This is a genomic window from [Borrelia] finlandensis (genome assembly GCF_030438365.2).
GTDB classification, from domain to species: Bacteria; Spirochaetota; Spirochaetia; order Borreliales; family Borreliaceae; genus Borreliella; species Borreliella finlandensis.
The window spans coordinates 376,232-400,888 of the sequence record NZ_CP124070.1 but is presented as its reverse complement, the minus strand read 5'-3'; the positions used below and the strand labels follow the sequence as shown (position 1 = coordinate 400,888).

Sequence of the window (24,657 nt, the reverse complement as noted above, 5' to 3'; positions counted from 1 at the left end):
GGAGTTTTTATGAAAGAGATAAAAGATTTTGAAAGAATAAAAATTAAAATAGCGTCTCCCGACCAAATTAGAAATTGGTCTTATGGAGAGGTTAAAAAGTCCGAGACTATTAATTATAGAACTTTAAGACCCGAAAAAGATGGACTTTTTTGTGAAAGGATTTTTGGTACTACAAAGGAATGGGAATGTTATTGTGGTAAATTTAAATCGGTCAGATATAAAGGTATTATTTGTGATCGTTGTAATGTAGAGGTTACCCATTTTAAGGTTAGACGTGAAAGAATGGGGCATATTGAGCTAGCAGCCCCAGTTGCTCATATTTGGTATTACAAATATATACCCTCTAGGATTGGGCTTTTACTTGATATTACAGCATCGAGTTTGAATTCTATTCTTTATTATGAAAAATATGTAGTAATTGAACCGGGCGATACTGATCTTAAAAAAATGCAGCTTTTAAATGAAGATGAGTACATAGAAGCTAGAGAGCGATATGGCATGTCTTTTAATGCTTCAATGGGAGCTGAGGCTATTAAAACTCTTCTTGAAAATCTTGATCTTGATGAGCTTTCATCTAAGCTTAGAATTCAAATGATAGATAAAGATGATAAAACCGATAAGAAACTCTTAAGACGTCTTGAAATTATTGAGAATTTTAAAATTTCTGGCAATAAGCCAGAATGGATGATTATGGAAGTTCTTCCTGTTATTCCTCCAGAGATTAGGCCAATGGTTCAGCTTGATGGGGGGCGCTTTGCAACATCTGATCTTAATGATCTTTACAGAAGAGTTATAAACAGAAATAATCGTTTAAGGAAGTTGCTTCTTCTTAATGCGCCAGAGATTATTGTGAGAAACGAAAAAAGAATGCTTCAAGAATCAGTAGACTCTCTTTTTGACAATTCTCATAAAAGAAAGGTTGTCAAAGGTTCGTCTAGTAGGCCTCTCAAGTCGCTTTCCGATGCATTAAAAGGTAAGCAGGGAAGGTTTAGGCAAAATCTTCTTGGTAAAAGAGTAGATTATTCTGGTCGTTCTGTTATTGTTGTTGGACCTGAGCTTAAGCTACATCAATGTGGATTGCCTGCAAAAATGGCTCTTGAGCTTTTTAAGCCTTTTGTGATAAGGAGATTGATTGAGAGTGAAGCTGTTTTTAATATTAAAAGGGCAAAGAATTTAATAGAGCAAGAAGTAGATGAGGTGTGGCAAATTTTAGATATTGTTATTAAAGAGCATCCCATTCTTTTAAATAGGGCGCCCACTCTTCATAGACTTGGAATTCAGGCTTTTGAACCTGTGTTAGTTGAGGGTAAGGCAATAAAATTACATCCTCTTGTTTGTCATGCATACAATGCCGATTTTGATGGTGATCAAATGGCGGTACATGTGCCTCTTACTCCGGCAGCACAAGCCGAAAGTTGGGCTTTAATGCTTTCAACAAATAATCTTTTAAATCCTGCCAATGGGCATCCTATTGTTTTTCCGTCCCAAGATATTGTTTTGGGCCTATATTATTTAACTATGGAAAAAAAGAATGTTGTTGGAGAGGGTAAAAAGTTTTTAAACTTTAGCAATGTTATTCTTGCTATAAATAATAAGAGTCTGGATTACAATGCTTCTATTTATGTAAAAATTGATGGCGAGTACAAAAAAACTACAGCCGGTAGGGTTATATTTAATGAGGCTTTGCCCAAGGGAATTGAATTTGTAAATAAAACTCTTAGTGATTTGGAGCTACAAATTTTAATATCAAAAGTTTATGTAGTTCATGGTTCTTCTACCGTAATTGAAATGCTTGACATCATCAAGGAGCTTGGTTTTAGGTATGCCACTAAGTTTGGATGCACAATTAGTATGAGCGATATTATTGTTCCTGATGAAAAAAGAACTTATGTAGAAAGGGCTAATAAAGAAATCGCCAAGATTCAAAATGATTATGCCAAAGGTGTTATTACTGGCGAAGAGCGTTATAACAATGTAGTTTCTGTTTGGTTAAAGACTAATGAAGAACTTACTAATAAGATGATGGAAATTTTAAAGAAAGATAGAGATGGATTTAATGTTATATATATGATGGCGGATTCTGGTGCTAGGGGTAGTAGAAATCAAATAAGACAACTTGCTGGCATGAGAGGATTGATGGCAAAAACTTCTGGGGATATTATTGAGCTTCCAATTATTTCTAACTTTAAAGAAGGTCTTTCTGTGATAGAGTTTTTTATATCTACAAATGGAGCAAGAAAAGGTCTAGCAGATACTGCCCTTAAGACCGCCGATGCTGGATATTTAACTCGAAGATTAGTAGACATTGCTCAAGATGTTGTTGTTAGAATAGAAGATTGTGGAACTATAAACGGAATAAAAGTTGAGACTGTAAAAAATGGTGAAGAAATATTAGAATCTTTGAAAGAAAAAGCTGTTGGGAGTTATTCTATTGAAAGAATAAAAAATCCAATTACTGGTGAGATTGTTTTAGATGCAAATGAAGAAATCTCAGAAGCTAAAATAGAATTATTAGAAAAAATTGGTATTGAAAAACTTGTGATTAGATCTGTTTTAACGTGTGAAGCTGAGCATGGCGTTTGTCAAAAATGTTATGGTAGAGACTTTTCTAAGAACAAACCTGTTAACATTGGGGAGGCTGTGGGAATAATTGCTGCTCAGTCCATAGGTCAACCGGGTACTCAATTAACCATGAGAACTTTTCATATTGGTGGAGTTGCTCAGGCTGGCAGTGAGGATGATAAAATATCTTTAAAGAATGCTTTCATACTCAATGGCATAGAAGGTTTTAATGTTAGAGTTGATAATGGAATTCTTTTCACAAGAAAAGGAACTTTAAAAATAATCAATGTTTTTTATGAGGAAAAAATTAAGAACATAAAAGAGATTAAAGTTTTAGATTCGCAAAGAGTAATAAAAGGAATTCCTTTGTTTGTTGATAAAAAGGGTGCAGAGATTCTCTCTTCTTACATTGGTTATGTTAAATTAAGAGACGATAATTTTTTCATAGTGTCAGAAGAGCAAGAAGTTTCCTTGAAAGCGGGTACAAAGCTTGAAATAGAGGTTGGTGATTATGTTGAATCAGGCAAAGTTATTGGTACATTTGATCCATTTGCAGAGCCTATTATTGCAGAGGTTAAGGGTAAAATTAAATTTAAGGATATTATTTTAGGAACTACTCTTAAAGAGGAAATAAATACTGAAACAGGCAATGTTGAAAAAAGAATTACAGATAATGTTTTTGAATCTCTTGATCCTAGAATTTTTATTATTGATAGTAGTGGCATGGAGATTGCATCTTATGTATTACCAGGTGATGCTTATCTTCAAGTTGAAGATGGCCAGAGTATTAACATAGGAGATGTTATTGCGAAACTTTCTAAAGGTTCTGAAAAAACACAAGATATTACAGGGGGATTGCCCCGTGTTAATGATCTTTTTGAGACAAGAATTCCTAAGAATTTAACTGAAATGGCTAAAGTAAGCGGAATTGTGCAATTTAAATCAATTCAAAAAGGTAAAAGGCTTATTAATATTTTAGATGAGTATGGGGTTGAACATAAGCATTATATTCCAGCTGGAAAACATCTTTTGGTTAGAGATGGAGATGTTGTAAAAGCAGGAGATATGCTTTGTGATGGTAGAATTAATCCTCATGATGTGCTTGAAATTTTAGGTGGGATTAGTTTACAAGAATTTCTGTTGGCAGAAATCCAGGATGTTTATCGAAAACAGGGTGTTAGCATTAATGACAAACATATTGGTGTGATAATCAAGCAAATGATGAAAAAAGTTAAGATTGTTGCAGTTGGTGATACTAATTTTGTTTATGGGCAAAAGGTAGATAAGCACACTTTTTATGAGCAAAATAGAAAAGTAATCGAACAAGGCGGTGAGCCAGCAATAGCAAGTCCAATTCTTATAGGAGTAACTAAAACGTCTCTTAATATAGATTCTTTTATTTCCGCAGCTTCTTTCCAGGAAACAACAAAAGTATTAACAGATGCTTCTATTGCTGGAAAAATTGATGATCTTAGGGGATTAAAAGAAAATGTTGTAATTGGACATTTAATTCCTACTGGAACCGGTATGGGTCTTTATAAAAAAATTAAAGTTAGTGAAAATATCGATTCTGAAGTTTAACTTGAAAATAAGTGATATATTTGCTACCATTTTATTAATAGTTTCAAGAAAAGGAGAGCGTTGATAAATGCCTACAATTAATCAGTTAATTAGAAAGCCTAGAAAAAGTCAAACGGAGAAGACCGCATCTCCTGCGCTTCAAAATTGTCCTCAAAAAAGAGGAATTTGTACACGTGTAATGACCGTAACTCCCAAAAAACCTAATTCAGCTTTAAGAAAAGTAGCGCGTGTTAGACTTTCAAATGGATTTGAAGTAACAGCATATATTCCAGGAATTGGACACAATTTACAAGAGCACTCTGTGGTTCTAATTAGAGGTGGTCGAGTTAAAGATTTGCCTGGAGTAAGGTACCATATTGTTAGAGGAGCTAAGGATACCCTTGGTGTTAATAATAGGAAAAAGGGTAGATCTAAGTATGGAACAAAAAAGCCTAAAGCTTAACTGAAAGGTGGGTTAATATTAAATATGTCAAGAAAAAATAAAAAAATCAAAAAGAAAGTTTTTGTTGATACCAGGTATAATTCTAGAATTGTTGCAAAGTTTGCAAATAGAATGATGTATGATGGAAAAAAATCAATAAGTGAGAGTATACTTTATAGTTCAATTGATTTGCTTGCCGATAAGCTTGAAGAAAGCGACAAGATGGCTGTTTTTTATAAAGCTTTAGATAATATTAAGCCATTGGTGGAAGTAAGAAGTAGGCGAGTGGGTGGTGCTACATATCAAGTTCCTGTTGAAGTTAGAGAAGAGAGAAGAGAAGCCTTGGCTATGAAGTGGATTATTTTTGCTGCTAGAAAGTCTAGCGGTAGGTCTATGAAAGAAAAGTTGTCAAACGAACTTTTAAATGCATATAATTCTACTGGAGCTGCTTTCAAGAAGAAAGAAGATACTCATAGAATGGCTGAAGCAAATAAAGCTTTTACTCATTATAGATGGTAAAAAGACACCTTAAAAAGGTGTCTTTTTTTGTTTATATACCGTGTATTATGAGATCTATTTTTTGTATTTTTTTATTAAAAGTAAGGAGGATATTTTTGTGTTAAAAAAAGTTTATTATTTTTTAATTTTTTTATTTATTGTTGCTTGTTCTGGCTTTGATGATGGTAAGTCGGAGGCAAAAACAGTTTCGCTTATAGTTGATGGCGCTTTTGATGATAAAGGATTCAATGAAAGTTCTTCTAAGGCGATAAGAAAATTAAAGGCAGATTTAAATATAAATATAATTGAAAAAGCATCTACAGGTAATTCTTATTTAGGAGATATTGCATCCTTAGAAGATGGTAATTCAAATTTGATTTGGGGAGTTGGGTTTAGATTGTCAGACGTTCTTTTTCAAAGAGCTAGCGAGAATGTTTCTGTTAATTATGCAATCATAGAAGGGGTTTATGATGAAATTCAAATACCCAAAAATCTTCTTAATATTAGTTTTAGATCCGAAGAGGTGGCTTTTTTAGCAGGATACTTTGCGTCAAAGGCTTCTAAAACGGGTAAGATTGGATTTGTTGGAGGAGTTAGGGGAAAAGTTTTAGAATCTTTTATGTACGGATATGAAGCTGGTGCTAAGTATGCAAACTCTAATATTAAAGTGGTCTCTCAATACGTTGGTACATTTGGAGACTTTGGACTTGGTCGTTCAACGGCATCTAATATGTATCGAGATGGGGTTGATATCATATTTGCAGCCGCAGGACTTTCTGGTATAGGGGTAATTGAGGCCGCAAAAGAGTTGGGGCCCGATCATTATATTATTGGAGTCGATCAGGATCAATCATATCTTGCCCCTAATAATGTTATTGTTTCTGCCGTAAAGAAAGTTGATTCATTGATGTATAGTTTAACAAAAAAGTATTTAGAAACTGGAGTTTTGGATGGTGGCAAGACCATGTTTTTGGGGCTTAAAGAAGATAGTCTTGGTTTAGTTTTAAATGAAAACTTAAAATCAAATTATTCTGAGATTTATAACAAATCATTGAAAATCGGGCAAAGTATAATTAATGGTATAATAAAAGCACCTTATGACAAGGCATCTTATGATAACTTTGTTTTGCAAATGGAAAATTAATTTGATTTTTATTGAGCTGATTTGTGAAAAATCTTTTTAATTCTTTAAAGATATTTTAAAGGGTTTTTTAATTGTTGTAAGTTTTGAATTTAAATTAATCTTGCAAAAGGGTTTAAATTTAGATATTATGGTGATGTAGGAAAAATAATTTTTCCTACTACTGTGTTTTATTAATGCTGGAAGTATTTTTTTAAAAGGGATTATTAAAATTTGTATTTTATAAATAAAGAATACTGTTTGTTAGTAAAATAAAGTTAATATTTTGATTTTTAAAAAATTTAGAATTTTTTAAATAAATTTTGCAAGGAGAGGATTAATTTTGTTTAAAAGGTTTATTTTTATTACTTTATCTTTATTAGTATTTGCTTGTTTTAAATCTAATAAAAAGTCTATTAAATCTGACAGAGTTGTTGTAGGTGTTTTGGCTCATGGTAGCTTTTATGATAAAGGCTATAATCAAAGCGTTCATGATGGTGTTGTAAAACTTAGGGATAATTTTGGAATAAAGCTTATAACTAAATCTTTAAGGCCTTATCCTATTGAAGGTAAAAGACTTCTTACTGTTGATGAGGCAATGATTGAGGATGCTTATGGGGTTCAAAAAAATCCTTTAAATCTTTTTTGGTTGATTGGATACCAATTTTCTGACTTGTCAGTTAAGCTTTCCCATGAACGTCCAGATATTTATTATGGTATTATAGATGCTTTTGATTATGGTGATATTCAAGTTCCCAAGAATTCCTTGGCTATTAAGTTTAGAAATGAAGAGGTTGCATTTTTGGCTGGGTATATTGCTGCTAAGATGAGCAGAAAAGAGAAGATTGGATTTTTAACAGGTCCTATGAGTGAGCATTTAAAAGATTTTAAGTTTGGTTTTAAGGCTGGAATTTTTTATGCTAATCCTAAATTAAGATTAGTTTCAAAAAAAGCACCTTCTCTTTTTGATAAGGAGAAAGGCAAAGCAATGGCTCTATTCATGTATAAAGAAGATAAAGTAGGCGTTATTTTTCCAATAGCCGGTATAACTGGTCTTGGAGTTTATGACGCTGCTAAGGAGCTTGGACCTAAATATTATGTTATCGGTTTAAATCAAGATCAATCATATATTGCACCTCAAAATGTTATTACTTCAATAATTAAGGATATTGGTAAGGTTATTTATTCTATTTCATCAGAGTATATTAATAATGGAGTTTTTAAGGGTGGAATTGTTATTGATCGGGGGCTAAAGGAAGGAGTAATAGAAATTGTTAAGGATCCTGATGTTTTAAATAATAGGTTAGTTGATGAAGTTATTGATCTAGAAAATAAAATAATAAGTGGAGAAATTATTGTTCCTGATAGTGAATATGCATTTGATTTATTTAAATCAAAGTTATAAACTACTTAGGTATAGCGTTATTTGTAAAGGGGGAATAGTTTATGAATAAAATATTGTTGTTGATCTTGCTTGAGAGTATTATTTTTTTATCTTGTAGTGGTAAAGGTAGTCTTGGGAGCGAAATTCCTAAGGTGTCTTTAATAATTGATGGAACTTTTGATGATAAATCTTTTAATGAGAGTGCTTTAAATGGCGTAAAAAAAGTTAAAGAAGAATTTAAGATTGATCTTGTTTTAAAAGAATCCTCATCAAATTCTTATTTATCTGATCTTGAAGGTCTTAAGGATGCGGGTTCAAATTTAATTTGGCTTATTGGGTATAGATTTAGCGATGTGGCCAAAGCAGCTTCTCTTCAAAATTCCGATATGAAATATGCAATTATTGATCCTGTTTATTCTAACGATCCTATTCCTGCAAATTTGGTGGGCATGACCTTTAGAGCTCAAGAGGGCGCATTTTTAACGGGTTATATTGCTGCAAAACTTTCTAAAACAGGTAAAATTGGATTTTTAGGGGGAATAGAAGGCGAGATAGTAGATGCTTTCAGGTATGGGTATGAGGCTGGTGCTAAGTATGCTAATAAAGATATAAAGATATCTACTCAGTATATTGGTAGTTTTGCTGACATTGAAGTTGGTAGAAGCGTTGCAACTAGAATGTATTCTGATGAGATAGACATTATTCATCATGCTGCAGGCCTTGGAGGAATTGGGGCTATTGAGGTTGCAAAAGAACTTGGTTCTGGGCATTACATTATTGGAGTTGATGAAGATCAATCATATCTTGCTCCTGACAATGTAATAACATCTACAACTAAAGATGTTGGTAGAGCTTTAAATATTTTTACATCTAACTATTTAAAAACTAATACTTTCGAAGGTGGCAAATTAATAAATTATGGCCTTAAAGAAGGAGTTGTGGGGTTTGTAAGAAATCCTAAAATGATTCCCTTTGAACTTGAAAAAGAAATTGACAATCTTTCTAGCAAAATAATCAACAAAGAAATTATTGTTCCATCTAATAAAGAAAGTTATGAGAAGTTTCTTAAAGAATTTATTTAAATAAAGAATCAATTTATATATTTTATTTTTAAGTATAGAAAACACATTGGTTTTGTTTAAATAATGGAAATGGAGAAGTGCTTTATATGAGAATTGTAATTTTTATATTCGGTATTTTGTTGACTTCTTGCTTTAGTAAAAATGGAATAGAATCTAGTTCAAAAAAAATTAAGATATCTATGCTGGTAGATGGTGTTCTTGATGACAAATCTTTTAATTCTAGTGCTAATGAGGCTTTATTACGCTTGAAAAAAGATTTTTCAGAAAACATTGAAAAAGTTTTTTCTTGTGCTATTTCTGGAGTTTATTCTAGTTATGTTTCAGATCTTGATAATTTAAAAAGGAATGGCTCAGACTTGATTTGGCTTGTAGGGTACATGCTTACGGACGCATCTTTATTGGTTTCATCGGAGAATCCAAAAATTAGCTATGGAATAATAGATCCTATTTATGGTGATGATGTTCAGATTCCTAAAAATTTGATTGCTGTTGTTTTCAGAGTAGAGCAAGGTGCTTTTTTGGCTGGCTATATTGCAGCTAAAAAAAGCTTTTCTGGCAAAATAGGTTTTATAGGGGGAGTGAAGGGCAATATAGTAGATGCATTTCGCTATGGTTATGAAGCTGGAGCAAAGTATGCTAATAAAGATATAGAGATTATAAGTGAATATTCCAATTCTTTTTCCGATGTTGATATTGGTAGGGCCATAGCTAGTAAAATGTATTCTAAAGGGATAGATGTAATTCATTTTGCAGCTGGTTTAGCAGGAATTGGTGTTATTGAGGCAGCAAAAAATCTTGGCGATGGTTACTATGTTATTGGAGCTGATCAGGATCAATCATATCTTGCTCCTAAAAATTTTATTACTTCTGTTATAAAAAACATTGGGGATGCATTGTATTTGATTACTAGCGAATATATTAAAAATAATAATGCTTGGGAAGGTGGAAAAGTTGTTCAAATGGGATTAAGAGATGGTGTTATTGGGCTGCCTAATGCAAATGAATTTGAATACATAAAAGTTCTTGAGAGAAAAATAATCAATAAAGAGATCATTGTTCCTTGCAATCAGGAGGAATATGAAATTTTTATAAAACAAATATTAAAGTTATAAACTTTTGAAATAGAAAGATTTTAATTTTCCAGTTTTTAATTTTTTAATTATGTTATATTTATTGTGTTATAATAAGTAGAAGTACATTTCTGTTGTTTTAGAGGATTTAGCATTGAATAAAAAAATGTTTCCCAAAATTTACTATTATGATCAAGACTTTATTGATATTTATAATAAAAGTTTATCTTGGATTCAAGATAAGGTGATTTTGCAAAAAGTTGCTGATAGAGGCAAAAAAGATAAAAATTATTATTCGGAAAATTGCGATTATATAGATCAGATGCAAGCTTGTATGTCAAGCTTTTTTCTTGTCTATAGTAATGGGGAATATTCATCTACATCTGCAATTGATAAATTTTATCAATTGCAGGAAGAATCTGGTGCAATCAGGGCTAGATATGACAATAACAATGCTATTATTGATCTTGATGAGAATGAAGAAAATATTGGATTTCCTATTTTTGCATGGGCTGAATATAACTTATATCATAAAACAGGAAATAAAAAGAGAATTTCTGAAGTTTTACCAATTCTTGATAAGTATTATAAATGGATAGAGAGCAAATTTTTAAAGGAAAATGGCCTTTATTCGATTGATGTAAATAAAATTTTTTATAAAAATTCTCCAAGAGTAGATGCATACTATCCTATAGATTTTAATTCATTGCAAGTTCATAGTGCATATTGTATTTCTAAATTGGCAGACATTTTAAATGATAAAAATTTATCGCTTGAGTACAAAAAACGATTTTTTTCCCTTAAGGTGAAAATTAATTCTTTAATGTGGAGCGAAAAAGATGGATTTTATTATGATCTTGATGTTAATGAAAATATTCTTGAAATTAAGACAATAGTAGGGTTTTTTCCAATGCTTTCTGAGATTCCTAGTGAGGACAGAATAGAAAGAATGATTTTTTATTTAAAAAGCACTAATCATTTTGGGACTCCAAATCCTTTTCCAACACTTTCTGTTAGTGAGCCGGGTTTTAGTGAGGATGGCAATGGATATTATGGTTCAGTTTATACTTATATGAATTTTTTTGTAATTAAAGGTCTTGAATATTGTGGCCGTGCAAATATTGCAAGAGAATTTACTATAAGACATTTGTATTATATATTAGACACTTTAATGCCTTTTAATAAAATTAAGGGGCACATTTGGGAAGCTTATAGACCTATGCAAGAAGGACCTGCATATTTTGATTCTAATAAAAAAACTTATACCGAGAAAGGTCTTATTTGTTATCTTGCACTTTTTAGTATTAGCTTAATGATAGAAAATATTATTGGGCTTACAATTAGTTTGCCTGATAAAACTGTATATTGGAACATACCCACTCTTGAGATTATGGGGATAGAAAGCTTATCTCTTAAAAAGAATCAAACTACAATAATTTGCAATAAAGGGAAAAGAGGCTGGGAAATAAAAATGGAATCTGAAAAACTTTATTATTTTACAATAAATATATTAAATAAAAAAGAAAAAACCCTTCCTATTCCTTCAGGAAGATGTTCTATGTTATTGGATAAGCTTTGATGAATTAGATTCATTAAATGTCTTGTAAAATTTAAATTTTTGGAGGCCTTTTAATGATAGATATTGATGAGTTGAGAATTTTTCTTAAAGAGAAGAGCTATTCTAAAATTAAAGAAAAATTTTTAAAGCATGATTCCTTTGATATTGCTGAGGCTCTTAAAAGACTTAATGGAACTGAATTGATTTTACTCTACAGATTTTTGCCCAAAAAAATAGCAGTTGAAACTTTTTCTAATTTTGACCAATCTACAAAAAATAAATTAGCAAATTCTTTTACCAATAAAGAAATAAGTGAAATGATTGATGAGCTAAATCTTGATGATGTTATTGACCTTTTGGAAGAGGTTCCTGCAAATGTTGTTCAGAGATTTTTGGCAAGTTCTACAGAAGAGAATAGAGAAATTATTAATAAATTTTTGTCTTACAGTGATGACTCTGCAGGTTCGATCGTAACAATTGAGTATGTTGAGCTTAAGGAAGATTTCACAGTTGGCAAAGCTCTTGATTACATTAGAAGGGTGGCTAAAACCAAAGAAGATATTTACACTTATTATATTACAGATGATGAAAAGCATTTAAAAGGAGTTATAAAAATTGAAGATTTAATATTGGCTAAAGATGATGTTATTCTCTCGTCAATAATGAGAAGTAGTGGGTTTTATATTGTGGGGGTTAATGATGAGAAAGAAGATGTCGCACTTCTTTTTCAAAAACATGATATTACTAGTGTTCCTGTTGTTGATAATGAGGGGAGAATGATAGGGGTTATTATTATTGATGACATTTTAGAGGTTATTCAATCTGTAAATACTGAAGATTTTCAAATGATTGCAGCTGTTAAGCCTTTAGATACATCTTATCTTGATACTTCTATTTTAGTTATGACAAAAAATAGGATAATTTGGCTTTTAGTTCTTATGGTGTCTTCTACTTTTACAGCTACAATCATTTCAAATTATCAAAATTTAATGTTGTCTTTAGTGGTTTTAGCTAGTTTTATCCCCCTTTTAATGGATACTTCAGGCAATGCCGGCTCTCAGGCATCTGCGTTAATAATTCGTGAGCTTGCTCTTGGTACTGTCAAGGTAAAAGATTTTTTTAAAGTGTTTTTAAAGGAAATATGTGTTAGTATTCTAGTGGGAGCAATTCTTGCTGGTGTTAATTTTTTAAGAATTGTATTTTTTGTAGCTCCGCACCATTCTGATAAGATGAAAATAGCTTTTGTAGTTTCATCTTGCTTGATGGTAAGTTTGACAGTTGCAAAGATATTGGGAGGTCTTTTACCCATTGTTGCTAAAATTTTAAAGTTGGATCCAGCACTTATGGCAGGCCCTTTAATCACTACAATTGCAGATGCTATTACTTTAATAGCTTATTTTAATATAGCAAAATGGGTTTTAGTTAGCTATGCTGTTTAAATTTCGTTTAAATATGTTGATTGCTATTTTTTTATAATAGGATATTTTTAATGTACGATTGTATTTTTTGTAAAATAATAAACAAAGAGCTTCCTAGTTATAAAGTTTATGAGGACGATTTAGTTTTAGCATTTTTAGATATTAATCCTTTAACTGTTGGGCATACTCTTGTTATTCCCAAAGAACATAGTGAGAGTTTATTAAACATGGATGATAAATTTAACGAAAGAGTTTTAAAGGTATGTAAAAAAATTTCAAATGCTTTAAAAAGAATAAACTCAAGCATTTATGGTGGAATAAATATTTATTCTGCTTTGGGGGCTGGCGCAGGGCAAGAGGTTTTTCATACTCATTTTCATGTAATTCCAAGATTTAAAAACGATGGTTTTGGTTTTAAGAGAGGCAATAAACTTAATCTTGAAGTTGAAAAATTTAAAGAGTTGTCTATGCAAATAAGTATGAATATTTAATTTTATTTTGCCCAAAAGGATTCTTTATGAGAAGAAACTTTTTATTCTTTTTTGTTTTTATGCTTAATACATTTAGAATTTATTCAGGAATTCCTGACTATCTTAATGTATACAGTGGAGTTGGGTTTGGTGTTGACAATTTTACTCAAGATTTATTCTTTTATGAAAGACTTAAGTATCAATTTTTCAGTGGAGTTGGTGTTAATGTTTCTCAAAATTTAGCATTTGGTGGAGAATTTAATTTAGATATTAAATTTTTACCAAGCCATACTCCTTACACCAATGAGATTATATTTATGTTGGATGATCAAGCATATTTGAAGCATTCTCTAAATTATTTCATAATAAAAGATGTTTCATTTTCACTGAGAATGTATGGTAATTATTTCTTTTTACCCTATACACCAATGTTTAGTTTAATCTTTTTTACAGGTTTAAAATTTTCATACATTGGTGCAAAAATTTGTTTTGTAGATTCGCGTGATTGGGTGTTATTGGATAATTTTGTTTTGGGAATAGACATTGGAGCTAGAATTAATGTAGATTTTATTTTTTTGGAATATACAATCTCTCCAATTTTTTATAACAAACCTTTACTTTTAAATCAAATGCATAAAATAACATTAGGATTTATTTTTCAGTTTGATGTAGCAACAAAAAATGAAAGCGAAATACTTTCTATTTTGTAAATTTTATGAGCTAAGGATATTTTAAATTTTCTTCTTTAATATTGTTTAGTATTTGTAAGTATTTAGAAGATTCATATTTAGCCATATCAAGGTTATGTTCTTTGTAATTCCCGCATTCCTTATCACTTGCGCCTGGGATAGGTTCTGAAAAATTTACGATTTCGGAAAAAAGCCATGAGACTAAGTCAACAAGCTCTTTACTTTCATAGTCTCCAAAAATTATTAAGTAAAAGCCAGTTCTGCATCCCATAGGGCCAAAATATACTATTTTTTCGGTCCAAACTTCATTATTTCTAAGTAAAGTAGCTCCTATGTGCTCTATTGTATGTATTGCTGCGTTTTCAATTATTGGTTCGATGTTGGGAGCTTTGATTCTAATGTCTATTGTAGTAAATATTACATTTTCAAAGGTATCTTTTCTTGAGACATATATGCCGGGGTTGAGTTTTGTATGATCTATTGTAAAGCTTGTTATTTTTTTCATTTTTTTAGCGCCGTTTGTATTTTTTTTACAAAATCTAATTTTTCCCATTCAAATTCATTTTTTCCAAAATGACCATAAGTGCAAGTTTTAAGATATATGGGTTGTTTTAGTTTTAATTTTTCAATTATACCGTTGGGAGTTAAATCGAAGTTATTAATAATAAAATTTAATATTTTGTTTGCATATTTAGGATCATTTATTCCTCCAGTTATTTGAATAGATATTGGGTTTTCAATGCCAATTGCATATGCGAGCTGTAGTTCAAATTCTTTAGAAATTCCAGCTGCCACCATATTTTTTGCGATATATCTTGCCATGTAGGCAGCTGATCTATCTACTTTTGTGGCATCTTTTCCGCTGTATGCTCCCCCTCCGTGTCTTGCAAATCCCCCATAGCTATCTGCAATAATTTTTCTTCCTGTAAGCCCAGTGTCTCCGGTAGGGCCTCCAATTACAAAATTTCCAGAAGGATTAATGCAATAAGCAGTATTTTCGTCAAGCATTGATTTGTCTTGAACAGTGGGCTTGATAATTTCTTCAATTATTGTTTGTTGTATTAGTTTTTGGGAGATGTTTGGATGATGTTGATGAGAGACTATAATATTTTTTATTTTTACAGGGTTTCTGTTTTTATCGTATTCTATGGTAACTTGAGATTTTGAGTCAGGTCTTAACCATTTTATTGCTCCTGATTTTCTAAGATTGCTAGCTTTTTTTAGAATTGAATTGGCTAATTCATAAGGAGCAGGTAAAAAATTTTTTGTTTCATCGCAGGCATATCCAAATATTATTCCCTGATCTCCTGCTCCAAGGGCATTGGATCCTTTTTTTTCAATTGCGTTTATAATGTCACGTGATTGATTGCCAATAGTGTCTATTACCGTTATTGTTTTGTAATCAAGCCCATAATCAATATTTGTATAGCCTATATCTTTGATGATATTCTTAGCAACCTCTTTTATATCTATGTTTTTTTTTACAGGACTATTTATTTCTCCTGCTATTACTACTAAATTTTGTGCAATTATGACCTCGCAAGCTACTTTTGCATTTTTATCTTCTTTTAGTATTTCATCAAGGATGGCATCAGAGATTTGATCTGCAATTTTGTCTGGATGTCCTTCAGATACAGCCTCAGAAGTTAAAGTTTGGTTCGCTGCTATTATTTTATTCATATTAGCCTAATAAGTTCCTTTGTCATTTTGCTTGAATTTATTGATGATGTTTTTAAAAATTTATTAAAATCTATATGGTTGTCTTTATTGTTTGGTAGATCAGAAATTGAACGAATTATTATGAATGGTATTTTAAATATATGTGCTACTTGAGCTATTGCAGCTCCTTCCATATCTACAGCTAAAGCATCTTTGAAATTTTTTTTAATTGTTTCAAGATTTTTTTCATTGTCAACAAATTGATCTCCTGTTAGTATTAAGCCAATATGGATATCAATGTTTAAAAGCTTGTTGTCAACAATATTGACTACTTTTTTAAGTAGCTCTTCATCTGCTTTAAACTTTTGTGGCAAATTAGGGACTTGTCCTATTTTGTGTCCAAACTTGGTTAAGTCAAAGTCATAGTATGCTGTTTCTGAGGATACTATAATGTCTGATATTTTAAGGTTAGAGTTTTCTTTTATCCCCCCAGAACTTCCAGAGTTTATTATGTGAGTGATTTTATACTTAGATATAATTTGACTACTCCAAGTTGCTGCGTTAACTTTTCCAATTCCTGTAGTTAAAGATATTACATCTTTTCCTAGAATTTTTCCTTTATAAATCTTTTTATTTTCTAAGTAGTCGTTTAATACAATTTCTTCTTTGTTGTCAAGTATTTTATTTATTTCTTCTGATTCTTCTTGCATAGCTGATATTATCAAAATCATATTTTTTCTCCTTTTTAAGCGTCTTATATAATATCTATTAAAGAATATTTATTTTTAATTAGCTCTATTTCATTTTGATTGAGTATTTTTTTTATTCCTGTATTTGTATTTGGTATAGATTGAACACTAGATTGTTCATTTTTGTCTATAACTTTTCCATTTTTTATTATGTAGTTGATGTATGGGAGATTTGGGTTAGACTCATCTGTATCTACTATTTTGGCTATAGAATTGTCATTAAGTTCTACAATAAAGTCTAAAGGACAAGAAGATATTGCATTGATTATTAGCTTCAAAACTCTTTTGTCAAATTTTTTGTCAGCATCTTTGATTAATTCAATAATAGATGCTCCAGAATTAAAAGATTTTTTGTATGCCTTATCTAAAATGATAGCAGAATAGGCGCTAGCAGCGCCTATTATATTTGATTCTATGCTGATATTTTCACTTGTTAATCCTTTAGGATAGCCAGTTCCGTCTAGATTTTCTTTATGTGTTAAAAGTGTCAAACATATTGATCGTGACAAGTTGCTTGTTGAAGCTATTTTGTAGCTTATTATGGGATATTTTTTTATTATTTCTAGTTCTTCCTCAGTTAATGCTTCTTTTTTTTCGCTGATTTTTGATGGAATAAATAAAAATCCTATTTTATGTAAAAGAGCAATACTGCAAAGTTCTACTGTTTTATAGTTATTTAGTCCCATTTCATTGCCAAGGGCTACTGTTAGGATAGCTGTATTTACTGAATGAATAATGTGATAGTTTGCAGAAAGCTTGGGAATTCTAAAATATTTGATAAAAATTTTCTTCTGTTTCTTGTAAAATTCTATTACTTTTTTTACAGTAGGCATAATATCTTGGTAATATATTTTTTTATTTCTTTTGCAATTTTCATAAATTTCTTCTAAATTGCTTATTATTACATGATAACTAGAAATAGCCTCTTCGTTGAATTTTTTGTGTATTTCTTCATATTCTCTTTTAACAGAATCGTCACTGAAAAAATTTTTTCTCTCTTTAATGTATGACTTTAAATTCCATTTTTCAATAAGCTCAATGTTTTTGTCTCCAATAAATGCATTCTCAGGCCAAACTAAAAATTCCTTGTCTATTAAATACGATGAATTTTTTATGTTTTTGATAATGCTTTCAGAATTTTGCATTTATTCCCTTGAAATTAAGCTCTATTAACCATGTATATCATATTATTTATTAATTGTCTATCTATTAGTATAATGTATTTATTATATCTCAATTTTTGAATTAAGCTTTTTTGAAGAGATTTTTATGGTAGAAAAAATACGCTTAGGTTTTAATATTATTTTTCTTGGATTATTTATTTATTTTCTGGCAATTTTAAGATTTCAAATGAAATTAAGCTTCATTTTGTTTAATTACCAATTTATTGTAGTTTATTTTTTATTAGTGATTGTTTTTAATGTTATTTATTCCCAGTATTTTTTTTCAAGATTGTATTTTATTTTAAATGGGATGGAAGATACATTCACTTTTTTGAAGCTTAAAATGGTTCGCAAAAAGCTTAAAAGTGTTTTTGAAATATCTATTCTTCTTAGGTTTATTTTAATAAAACAAGATAAAAAAAGCCTTGATGAGCTTTATTTTTATTTAAAAGACACTAGATTAAGACATAAAACAATAATAGAGCTTTATTCTGTTCTTATTAGCTTTAGAGAAAAAGAAAAGGCTTCTAGTTTAATTTTAAATTACAAGTACAGTAGAAATAAGTGGGTGAAATATTGTGAGGCTCTTAGTATGTTGTCATTTGAAGAGCACTCAAAGCTAAAAGAGTTGGTAAATTTTTTAGATAAGTTTTTTTTGAAAAATGATATTTTTACTATTTATTTTTATTATTTATTGCGAAAATCAAAAACATCTTTTGATTTGCTTGAAAGCAAGAAAATTGAGATTAGAAATCGATACTATAAATTTAAAAACAGGATAGATTCTAAGCATACAAAGCTACTTGGTTCGAATTTATTTTTTGTTGTTTTTTATTATATTTATGATTTTTCTAAAAAAGATGTTTTTTATTAAAGGAGTTGTGTTTTGAGTATGAGAGTTCGTTATGCGCCTTCTCCAACGGGCTTGCAACATATTGGTGGGATTAGAACAGCTTTGTTTAATTATTTTTTTGCAAAGTCTTGCGGAGGTAAATTTTTGCTTAGGATTGAGGATACAGATCAGAGCAGGTATTCTCCAGAAGCTGAAAATGATCTTTATTCAAGTCTTAAATGGCTTGGCATTTCTTTTGATGAAGGCCCTGTTGTAGGGGGTGATTATGCGCCTTATGTTCAGTCTCAAAGAAGTTCAATATATAAGCAATATGCTAAATATTTGATTGAATCTGGGCATGCTTATTATTGTTATTGCAGTCCCGAAAGGCTTGAAAGGATTAAGAAAATTCAAAATATTAATAAGATGCCACCTGGATATGATAGGCATTGCAGGAATTTAAGTAATGAAGAGGTTGAAAATGCGCTAATTAAAAAAATCAAGCCCGTTGTCAGATTTAAAATTCCTTTAGAAGGAGATACCAGCTTTGATGATATTTTGCTTGGAAGGATTACATGGGCGAATAAAGACATTAGTCCTGATCCCGTAATTCTCAAGTCAGATGGATTGCCGACTTATCATCTTGCCAATGTTGTTGATGATTATTTAATGAAAATTACCCATGTATTAAGGGCTCAAGAATGGGTTTCTTCAGGTCCATTGCACGTACTTCTTTATAAGGCTTTTAAATGGAAACCTCCTATTTATTGTCACCTTCCAATGGTTATGGGAAATGATGGTCAAAAATTAAGCAAAAGACATGGCTCAACAGCTTTAAGACAGTTTATTGAAGATGGGTATCTTCCAGAGGCTATTATTAATTATGTTACTTTGCTTGGCTGGTCTTACGATGATAAGAGAGAATTTTTTTCAAAAAATGATCTTGAGCAATTTTTTTCAATTGAGAAGATCAATAAATCCCCTGCTATTTTTGATTATCATAAGTTGGATTTTTTCAATAGCTACTATATTAGAGAAAAAAAAGATGAAGATTTATTTAATCTTTTACTCCCTTTTTTCCAAAAAAAAGGGTATGTTTCTAAGCCTAGTACTTTGGAAGAAAATCAAAAATTAAAGTTATTAATTCCTCTTATAAAGATTAGAATTAAAAAATTAAGTGATGCTTTAAATATGACTAAATTTTTTTATGAGGACATTAAATCTTGGAATTTAGATGAGTTTTTAAGTAGAAAAAAAACAGCTAAAGAAGTTTGTTCTATTTTAGAATTAATAAAGCCTATTTTAGAAGGATTTGAAGAAAGATCGTCAGAAGAAAATGATAAAATTTTTTATGATTTTGCTGAGAGTAATGGTTTTAAATTGGGAGAAATTCTTCTTCCTATTAGAATTGCAGCGCTTGGCAGCAAAGTCTCTCCGCCGCTTTTTGATTCTTTAAAATTGATAGGCAAGTCTAAAGTTTTTGAAAGAATAAAATTAGCACAGGAATTTTTAAGAATAAATGAATAGCTATTAAGGATATTTTTATGGTTAGAATGGAAGATATTATTTCTCTTGCAAAAAGAAAAGGATTTATATTTCAGTCTTCAGAGGTTTACGGGGGCCTTTCAGGAGCTTGGGACTATGGTCCTTTGGGGGTTGAACTTAAAAAGAATATAAAGAAAGAGTGGTGGAAGAGCATGGTGTACTTGCATGAAAATATTGTAGGCTTAGATAGTGCTATTTTTATGCGCCCTGAAATTTGGAGAGCATCTGGCCATGTTGATGGTTTTTCGGATTCTATGGTTGATTGCAAAGATTGTAAAAGTAGATTTAGAGCTGATTTTGTTGATTTGTCAAAAAATTGTCCGAATTGCAAAGTTGGAAATAATTTTACCTCCCCAAGAAGTTTTAATTTAATGTTTAAGACCCATATTGGAGTAGTGGAGGATAGTTTTAGTGAGGTTTATTTAAGGCCTGAGACAGCACAAGGAATTTTTGTTAATTTTAGAAATGTTTTGGATTCTTCAAGGCTTAAGATTCCTTTTGGGATTGCTCAGGTAGGTAAAGCGTTTAGAAATGAGATAGTTACTAAAAATTTTATATTTAGAACTTGTGAGTTTGAGCAAATGGAAATGCAGTTTTTTGTTCATCCCAAGCAAATAGACGAGTGGTTTTGTTATTGGCAGCAAAATAGAATGAATTTTTTTATAGAAACTCTTAAAATTAGTCCCTATAGATTAAGATTTAAGGCGCATGATCCAACGCAGCTTGCTCATTATGCAAAAGCTGCATTTGATATTGAGTATGAATTTCCGTTTGGATTTCAGGAAGTAGAAGGCATTCATAATAGAGGTAATTATGATTTAACTCAGCACGCTAAATTTTCCAACAAGCCCAAAGTATTTGAGTATCATGATTTGTTGACAAAAGAGAAATATGTGCCTTATGTTATTGAGACTTCTGCTGGTCTTACAAGGTCTGTTTTAATGACTCTTTGTGATGCTTATTCTGAGGAAGAGCTCTCAGATGGAGATAAGCGTATTGTTTTGCGCTTACATCCCAAGCTGGCTCCTTACAAGATTGCTATATTTCCTCTTGTTAAAAAAGTTGAGCTTACTGAGATTGCTAGAAGGATTTATATGGAGCTTTGCGATGATTTTCATATATTTTACGATGATAGTGGAACAATAGGTAAAAGGTATAGACGTCAAGACGAAATAGGAACTCCTTATTGCGTAACAATAGATTACAATACGATTGAGGATGAGACAGTTACTGTTAGAGAAAGAAATAGCATGACTCAGAAGAGAATTTTTATTAATGATTTATATTCATACATTAAAACAGAGATTTTAAATTACAAAGAGGATTTTAATAAATGAATCTTGCTTTAAGTCTTTTACATAAACGCGGATTTTTAAAGCAATGTACATCTTTAAAAGTTTTAAGTGATTTAATGGATAGGGAAAAAATAGTTTTTTATGCAGGAGTTGATGCAACATCTAGTTCTCTTCATATTGGTCATTTGATTCCCTTTTTAGCAATGATGCATCTTAGGCAACACGGGCATATCCCAATTGTTTTGATTGGAGATTCTACAGCAAAAATAGGCGATCCTTCTGGAAAAAGTGAGATGAGAAAGATTTTATCTTCAGAAGAGATTAGCAATAATGCTTTGTTGATAAAAAATCAACTTCAAAGAATAACTAAGTTTACTTCAGAATGTTTTATTCATAATTCAAATTGGTTAGATAATCTCAATTATATTGAATTTTTAAGAGATATTGGCATGCATTTTTCTGTTAATCGTATGTTAAGCTTTGAAACTTATAAAAGAAGGCTGGATTTTGGACTTTCATTTATTGAGTTTAATTATCAACTTTTGCAGTCTTATGATTATTTTATGCTTAATAAAATTAAAAATTGCCGACTTCAAATTGGCGGTGATGATCAATGGGGGAATATTATTTCAGGGGTTGACCTAATTAGAAAAAAAAATGGATCAGAAACTTTTGGGCTTACGTTTCCATTAATTACAAGAAGTGATGGAAAAAAGATGGGTAAATCAGAAAAAGGTGCTGTTTATCTTGCTCCAAATCTTTTTAGTATTTATGATTTTTATCAGTATTTTAGAAATACTTCAGATTCTGATGTGAAAACCTTTTTATATCTTTTTACTTTTTTAGAAGAAGGTGAGATTGAATTAATTTCAAATTTTAAGGGGAATTCTTTAAATAAGGCCAAAGAGATTTTGGCTTTTGAGATAACTAAAATTGTTCACGGAGAAGCAGAAGCCTTGAAAGTTCAAGAGGCATCTTTTGCTGCGTTTAGAGGAAGTGGAGATAGGAGCAATATTCCATTTTTTAAATTTAGCTTTTCTAACCCAAAAGAAGAGATATTATTGGTTGATTTAATGCTATATTCAAAAATTGTGCCCAGCAAATCAGAAGGCAGAAGATTGATTGATTCTGGAGGTGTTTATATTAATGGTAAAAGGGTAGAAAGTCAGAGCCACCTTCTTACTAAAAAGGATTTTAATAACAATGAAGTTGAATTAAGAGTAGGTAAAAAAAAATTTTTACGAATTGTTTTATAGTTGATTTTGGATGTATGATAGAAGAGCTTTAAATTGTTTATTTTTTAATGCCTTTTTGTTTTTCATGGAATCTAGGCACCTTGTGTTTACAGAAGAGCACATTTTTTATGGGCTTATTAAAAGTGATAAAGTTAAAGAACTGCTTAATTTGTGTGCAATTGACTTTTATAAACTTAATAAACAGCTAGAAGAATTTTTTAGCAAACTTCCCTTAAGAGGCAATTATATCCCAGACTATGTTTCTAGTATGGATTATTTGTATGACGATATAATTAGTGTTCTTTTTTTTTATAAAAAACCTTATAAAATACAAGAAAAAGATTTATTATGGGTGCTTGTCAAAAAAAGAAAAAATAGTATTTTAGATGCGCTGCTTAGTTCGGGTTTTAATTTGACTATTTTTGACAAACTTATTGAAGTTCATGATTATTTAGCTGTAAATACTAAATCTGCCTTAGGCAACAGTGAATTAATTGCAGAATATATTCATAATGCGCCAAAAATGAAAGGAGGCTTTCATATTTTTGATGATAAGCGTGATGAGTTGGATCAAAATAATATTTTCTTAGAAAGTAAAGGCTCTATTGGCAATTTTTTAACAAACGTTATTGATACTTTGGATTTAAAATACAATCCTTTAATTGGTAGAAATCAAGAATTGTCTCGGTTAATCCAGGTGATACTTAGGAAGCATAAAAGTAATCCTATTTTATTTGGAGAGCCTGGTGTTGGAAAAACAGTATTAATTCAAGGTCTTGCATATAAAATAAAAATAGAGAATGTTCCAAAGGATTTAATAGGGTATGAAATCTATTCTCTTGATATTGGCAGGCTTGTTTCTGGTACTAAATATAGGGGGGATCTTGAGATTAGGGTGAATAGGGTTTTAGATTTTTTAAGCTCAAGAAAAAAAGTTATGCTTTTTATTGATGAAATCCACATGATAGTAGGGGCAGGAGCTACTTCATTTGGTAGTATGGATATTTCCAATTTGTTAAAGCCCATTCTCACTTTAGGAAAAATTAAATTTATTGGAGCTACTACAGAATATGAATATAGAAAATTTTTTTTAAAAGATAAGGCCTTAATGAGAAGGTTTCAGAGTATAGAGCTCAAAGAGCCTAATTTTGAAGACGCTTATAATATTTTGCAGGAGATTAAAAAAGATTATGAGAAATATCATAATGTGGAATATACAGACGAGGCAATACAAGCTTGCATTCTCATGTCTCAAAAATATATTAAAGATAGATTTCTTCCAGACAAAGCTTTTGATATTTTAGATGAATTAGGCTCTAAGTTTAAGCTTGAAAACATAAAAAGGATTATAACAAAAGATGATGTTTGTAATCTGATTAAATCTATTGTTGGTTCTAATATTTTTAATTTTGAAGAGTATGATGATGAATTGCTAATTAATTTAGAAAATAGAATAAAAAAAGAACTTATTATACATGATAACTTGGTACTTGATTTGATATTAAATATTAAATTATTAAAATTTAATTTGCTTGCCAATAGAAGTACTATTGGAATATTTGCCTTTATTGGTGTTTCTGGGTCAGGAAAATGCAAATTGATGGATATTTTATCAGAAGAGTTTAAAATTCCGAAATTTAGTCTTAACATGGGTGAGTATGGTGATTTTAATTCTCTTGATAGATTGATTGGGCCTGTTTTAAGTAATGAAGGATATTATGAATCTACCAGATTTTTTAAATTTTTGAACAAATCTTCTAATTCTATTATTTTCTTATCAGATTTTGATAAATGTAATAAAAGGGTTTTAGATTTTTTTTTAGAGGGGTTTAAAACAGGTAAACTTTTTGATGGTCTTGGGAAAAAGGTAAGTTTATCAGAAAGTTTAATAATAATAAGTATCAATGCTGAGAGCAAAGAGCTTAATAGCATTGGTTTTAAAAACAAAATGGCGGGGGAAAATGATTTTAACTTTATATTAAAGAAGAGATTACCCAATGAGTTTTTAGAGTTAATAGATCATGTGTTTGTATTTAAATCTATTGATGAGTTAGATTTTGAAAAAATCATTTTTAATGAACTTAATTATTTTGGAAGGATATTAAGAGATAGAAAATTTGATGTTTTTTTTGAAAAAAGTGTTGTTGATTATATTCGAGAAAAGATTTATGGAAAGGGGTACAGCTTAAAAAGTGTTAGAAAATTTATTTTCAAAGAATTGGGAAAGCTTTTGATAGATGAAATTCTTTTTAAGAAAATTGAAAATTCTGGTAAAATAAAAATCTATTTAGATGAAACAATAAAATATGAGTTTTTATAAGGTTAT

At 30.4% G+C, this 24,657-nt stretch carries 20 protein-coding genes; 16 read left to right on the top strand and 4 right to left on the bottom strand.

What is annotated here, in order from left to right:
- Positions 1–9: 9 nt before the first annotated feature.
- The 11 genes from rpoC to QIA19_RS02405 all read left to right on the top strand — a co-directional run bounded on the left by rpoC (position 10) and on the right by QIA19_RS02405 (position 13,874).
- On the top strand, positions 10–4,143 hold the full coding sequence (gene rpoC, locus QIA19_RS02455) for a DNA-directed RNA polymerase subunit beta' (protein ID WP_301365572.1): 4,134 nt from the start codon (positions 10–12) through the stop codon (positions 4,141–4,143).
- A 67-nt stretch (positions 4,144–4,210) separates the two neighbouring features.
- On the top strand, positions 4,211–4,585 hold the full coding sequence (rpsL, locus tag QIA19_RS02450; RefSeq protein WP_212102622.1) for a 30S ribosomal protein S12: 375 nt from the start codon (positions 4,211–4,213) through the stop codon (positions 4,583–4,585).
- A gap of 24 nt (positions 4,586–4,609) precedes the next feature.
- Positions 4,610–5,083: a 30S ribosomal protein S7 gene (gene rpsG, locus QIA19_RS02445; protein ID WP_002556981.1), complete on the top strand. Its 474-nt coding sequence runs from the start codon at positions 4,610–4,612 to the stop codon at positions 5,081–5,083.
- A gap of 97 nt (positions 5,084–5,180) precedes the next feature.
- Positions 5,181–6,206: a nucleoside ABC transporter substrate-binding protein BmpD gene (gene bmpD / locus QIA19_RS02440; RefSeq protein WP_301365570.1), complete on the top strand. Its 1,026-nt coding sequence runs from the start codon at positions 5,181–5,183 to the stop codon at positions 6,204–6,206.
- A gap of 319 nt (positions 6,207–6,525) precedes the next feature.
- The gene (gene bmpC / locus QIA19_RS02435; protein ID WP_301365567.1) at positions 6,526–7,587 is read left to right on the top strand and encodes a nucleoside ABC transporter substrate-binding protein BmpC; all 1,062 of its coding nucleotides are present in this window, start codon (positions 6,526–6,528) and stop codon (positions 7,585–7,587) included.
- 41 nt (positions 7,588–7,628) lie between these two features.
- Positions 7,629–8,648 carry a nucleoside ABC transporter substrate-binding protein BmpA gene (gene bmpA, locus QIA19_RS02430; RefSeq protein ID WP_301365565.1) on the top strand — a complete coding sequence of 340 codons (1,020 nt, stop codon included), beginning with the start codon at positions 7,629–7,631 and terminating at the stop codon, positions 8,646–8,648.
- A gap of 86 nt (positions 8,649–8,734) precedes the next feature.
- Complete coding sequence (gene bmpB / locus QIA19_RS02425; RefSeq protein WP_301365563.1) at positions 8,735–9,760, top strand: nucleoside ABC transporter substrate-binding protein BmpB; 1,026 nt, start codon at positions 8,735–8,737, stop codon at positions 9,758–9,760.
- Positions 9,761–9,872: 112 nt separating this feature from the next.
- Entirely contained in the window at positions 9,873–11,297 is a 1,425-nt protein-coding gene (locus QIA19_RS02420) for an MGH1-like glycoside hydrolase domain-containing protein (protein WP_301365560.1), read from the top strand.
- A 53-nt stretch (positions 11,298–11,350) separates the two neighbouring features.
- The gene (mgtE, locus tag QIA19_RS02415; RefSeq protein ID WP_008882505.1) at positions 11,351–12,715 is read left to right on the top strand and encodes a magnesium transporter; all 1,365 of its coding nucleotides are present in this window, start codon (positions 11,351–11,353) and stop codon (positions 12,713–12,715) included.
- A 50-nt stretch (positions 12,716–12,765) separates the two neighbouring features.
- Entirely contained in the window at positions 12,766–13,185 is a 420-nt protein-coding gene (locus QIA19_RS02410) for an HIT family protein (RefSeq protein WP_002656400.1), read from the top strand.
- A gap of 26 nt (positions 13,186–13,211) precedes the next feature.
- Entirely contained in the window at positions 13,212–13,874 is a 663-nt protein-coding gene (locus QIA19_RS02405) for a hypothetical protein (protein ID WP_301365557.1), read from the top strand.
- A gap of 10 nt (positions 13,875–13,884) precedes the next feature.
- Here QIA19_RS02405 and QIA19_RS02400 read toward each other — a convergent pair whose 3' ends face one another.
- Genes QIA19_RS02400 through pdeB form a run of 4 tightly spaced genes read right to left on the bottom strand, consistent with a single transcriptional unit; the run spans position 13,885 to position 17,406 of the window.
- A complete protein-coding gene (locus tag QIA19_RS02400; protein WP_301365555.1) occupies positions 13,885–14,358 on the bottom strand; it encodes an S-ribosylhomocysteine lyase in 474 nt (157 codons plus the stop codon).
- A complete protein-coding gene (gene metK, locus QIA19_RS02395; RefSeq protein WP_301365553.1) occupies positions 14,355–15,533 on the bottom strand; it encodes a methionine adenosyltransferase in 1,179 nt (392 codons plus the stop codon). The genes QIA19_RS02400 and metK overlap by 4 nt, the downstream gene beginning before the upstream one ends.
- Complete coding sequence (locus QIA19_RS02390; RefSeq protein WP_301365551.1) at positions 15,530–16,243, bottom strand: 5'-methylthioadenosine/adenosylhomocysteine nucleosidase; 714 nt, start codon at positions 16,241–16,243, stop codon at positions 15,530–15,532. The genes metK and QIA19_RS02390 overlap by 4 nt, the downstream gene beginning before the upstream one ends.
- Before the next feature lie 23 nt (positions 16,244–16,266).
- Complete coding sequence (gene pdeB / locus QIA19_RS02385) at positions 16,267–17,406, bottom strand: cyclic di-GMP phosphodiesterase PdeB (protein WP_301365549.1); 1,140 nt, start codon at positions 17,404–17,406, stop codon at positions 16,267–16,269.
- A 124-nt stretch (positions 17,407–17,530) separates the two neighbouring features.
- Here pdeB and QIA19_RS02380 point away from each other — a divergent pair, with 124 nt between their 5' ends.
- From QIA19_RS02380 to QIA19_RS02360, 5 genes are read left to right on the top strand one after another with little or no spacing between them, the layout of a single operon-like run.
- The gene (locus QIA19_RS02380; protein WP_301365548.1) at positions 17,531–18,298 is read left to right on the top strand and encodes a hypothetical protein; all 768 of its coding nucleotides are present in this window, start codon (positions 17,531–17,533) and stop codon (positions 18,296–18,298) included.
- Positions 18,299–18,310: 12 nt separating this feature from the next.
- Positions 18,311–19,783, top strand: a complete 1,473-nt coding sequence (gene gltX / locus QIA19_RS02375) for a glutamate--tRNA ligase (protein ID WP_301365546.1) — start codon at positions 18,311–18,313, stop codon at positions 19,781–19,783.
- Positions 19,784–19,800: 17 nt separating this feature from the next.
- Positions 19,801–21,138 (top strand): glycine--tRNA ligase, encoded by a 1,338-nt coding sequence (locus tag QIA19_RS02370; RefSeq protein ID WP_301365544.1) that lies wholly within the window; start codon positions 19,801–19,803, stop codon positions 21,136–21,138.
- Entirely contained in the window at positions 21,135–22,352 is a 1,218-nt protein-coding gene (gene tyrS, locus QIA19_RS02365) for a tyrosine--tRNA ligase (protein WP_301365542.1), read from the top strand. The genes QIA19_RS02370 and tyrS overlap by 4 nt, the downstream gene beginning before the upstream one ends.
- A gap of 10 nt (positions 22,353–22,362) precedes the next feature.
- Positions 22,363–24,651, top strand: coding sequence for an AAA family ATPase (locus tag QIA19_RS02360; RefSeq protein ID WP_301365540.1), 2,289 nt, complete (start codon positions 22,363–22,365; stop codon positions 24,649–24,651).
- Positions 24,652–24,657: the final 6 nt, after the last annotated feature.

Bases quoted from the DNA above. Each gene is read 5' to 3' on its own strand.
- metK (WP_301365553.1), bottom strand. From the start codon at position 15,533: ATGAATAAAATAATAGCAGCGAACCAAACTTTAACTTCTGAGGCTGTA.
- mgtE (WP_008882505.1), top strand. From the start codon at position 11,351: ATGATAGATATTGATGAGTTGAGAATTTTTCTTAAAGAGAAGAGCTAT.
- QIA19_RS02380 (WP_301365548.1), top strand. From the start codon at position 17,531: ATGGTAGAAAAAATACGCTTAGGTTTTAATATTATTTTTCTTGGATTA.
- bmpB (WP_301365563.1), top strand. From the start codon at position 8,735: ATGAGAATTGTAATTTTTATATTCGGTATTTTGTTGACTTCTTGCTTT.
- QIA19_RS02370 (WP_301365544.1), top strand. From the start codon at position 19,801: ATGGTTAGAATGGAAGATATTATTTCTCTTGCAAAAAGAAAAGGATTT.
- rpoC (WP_301365572.1), top strand. From the start codon at position 10: ATGAAAGAGATAAAAGATTTTGAAAGAATAAAAATTAAAATAGCGTCT.
- QIA19_RS02410 (WP_002656400.1), top strand. From the start codon at position 12,766: ATGTACGATTGTATTTTTTGTAAAATAATAAACAAAGAGCTTCCTAGT.
- bmpA (WP_301365565.1), top strand. From the start codon at position 7,629: ATGAATAAAATATTGTTGTTGATCTTGCTTGAGAGTATTATTTTTTTA.
- QIA19_RS02360 (WP_301365540.1), top strand. From the start codon at position 22,363: ATGTATGATAGAAGAGCTTTAAATTGTTTATTTTTTAATGCCTTTTTG.
- QIA19_RS02390 (WP_301365551.1), bottom strand. From the start codon at position 16,243: ATGATTTTGATAATATCAGCTATGCAAGAAGAATCAGAAGAAATAAAT.
- pdeB (WP_301365549.1), bottom strand. From the start codon at position 17,406: ATGCAAAATTCTGAAAGCATTATCAAAAACATAAAAAATTCATCGTAT.
- tyrS (WP_301365542.1), top strand. From the start codon at position 21,135: ATGAATCTTGCTTTAAGTCTTTTACATAAACGCGGATTTTTAAAGCAA.
- QIA19_RS02405 (WP_301365557.1), top strand. From the start codon at position 13,212: ATGAGAAGAAACTTTTTATTCTTTTTTGTTTTTATGCTTAATACATTT.
- rpsL (WP_212102622.1), top strand. From the start codon at position 4,211: ATGCCTACAATTAATCAGTTAATTAGAAAGCCTAGAAAAAGTCAAACG.
- QIA19_RS02400 (WP_301365555.1), bottom strand. From the start codon at position 14,358: ATGAAAAAAATAACAAGCTTTACAATAGATCATACAAAACTCAACCCC.
- rpsG (WP_002556981.1), top strand. From the start codon at position 4,610: ATGTCAAGAAAAAATAAAAAAATCAAAAAGAAAGTTTTTGTTGATACC.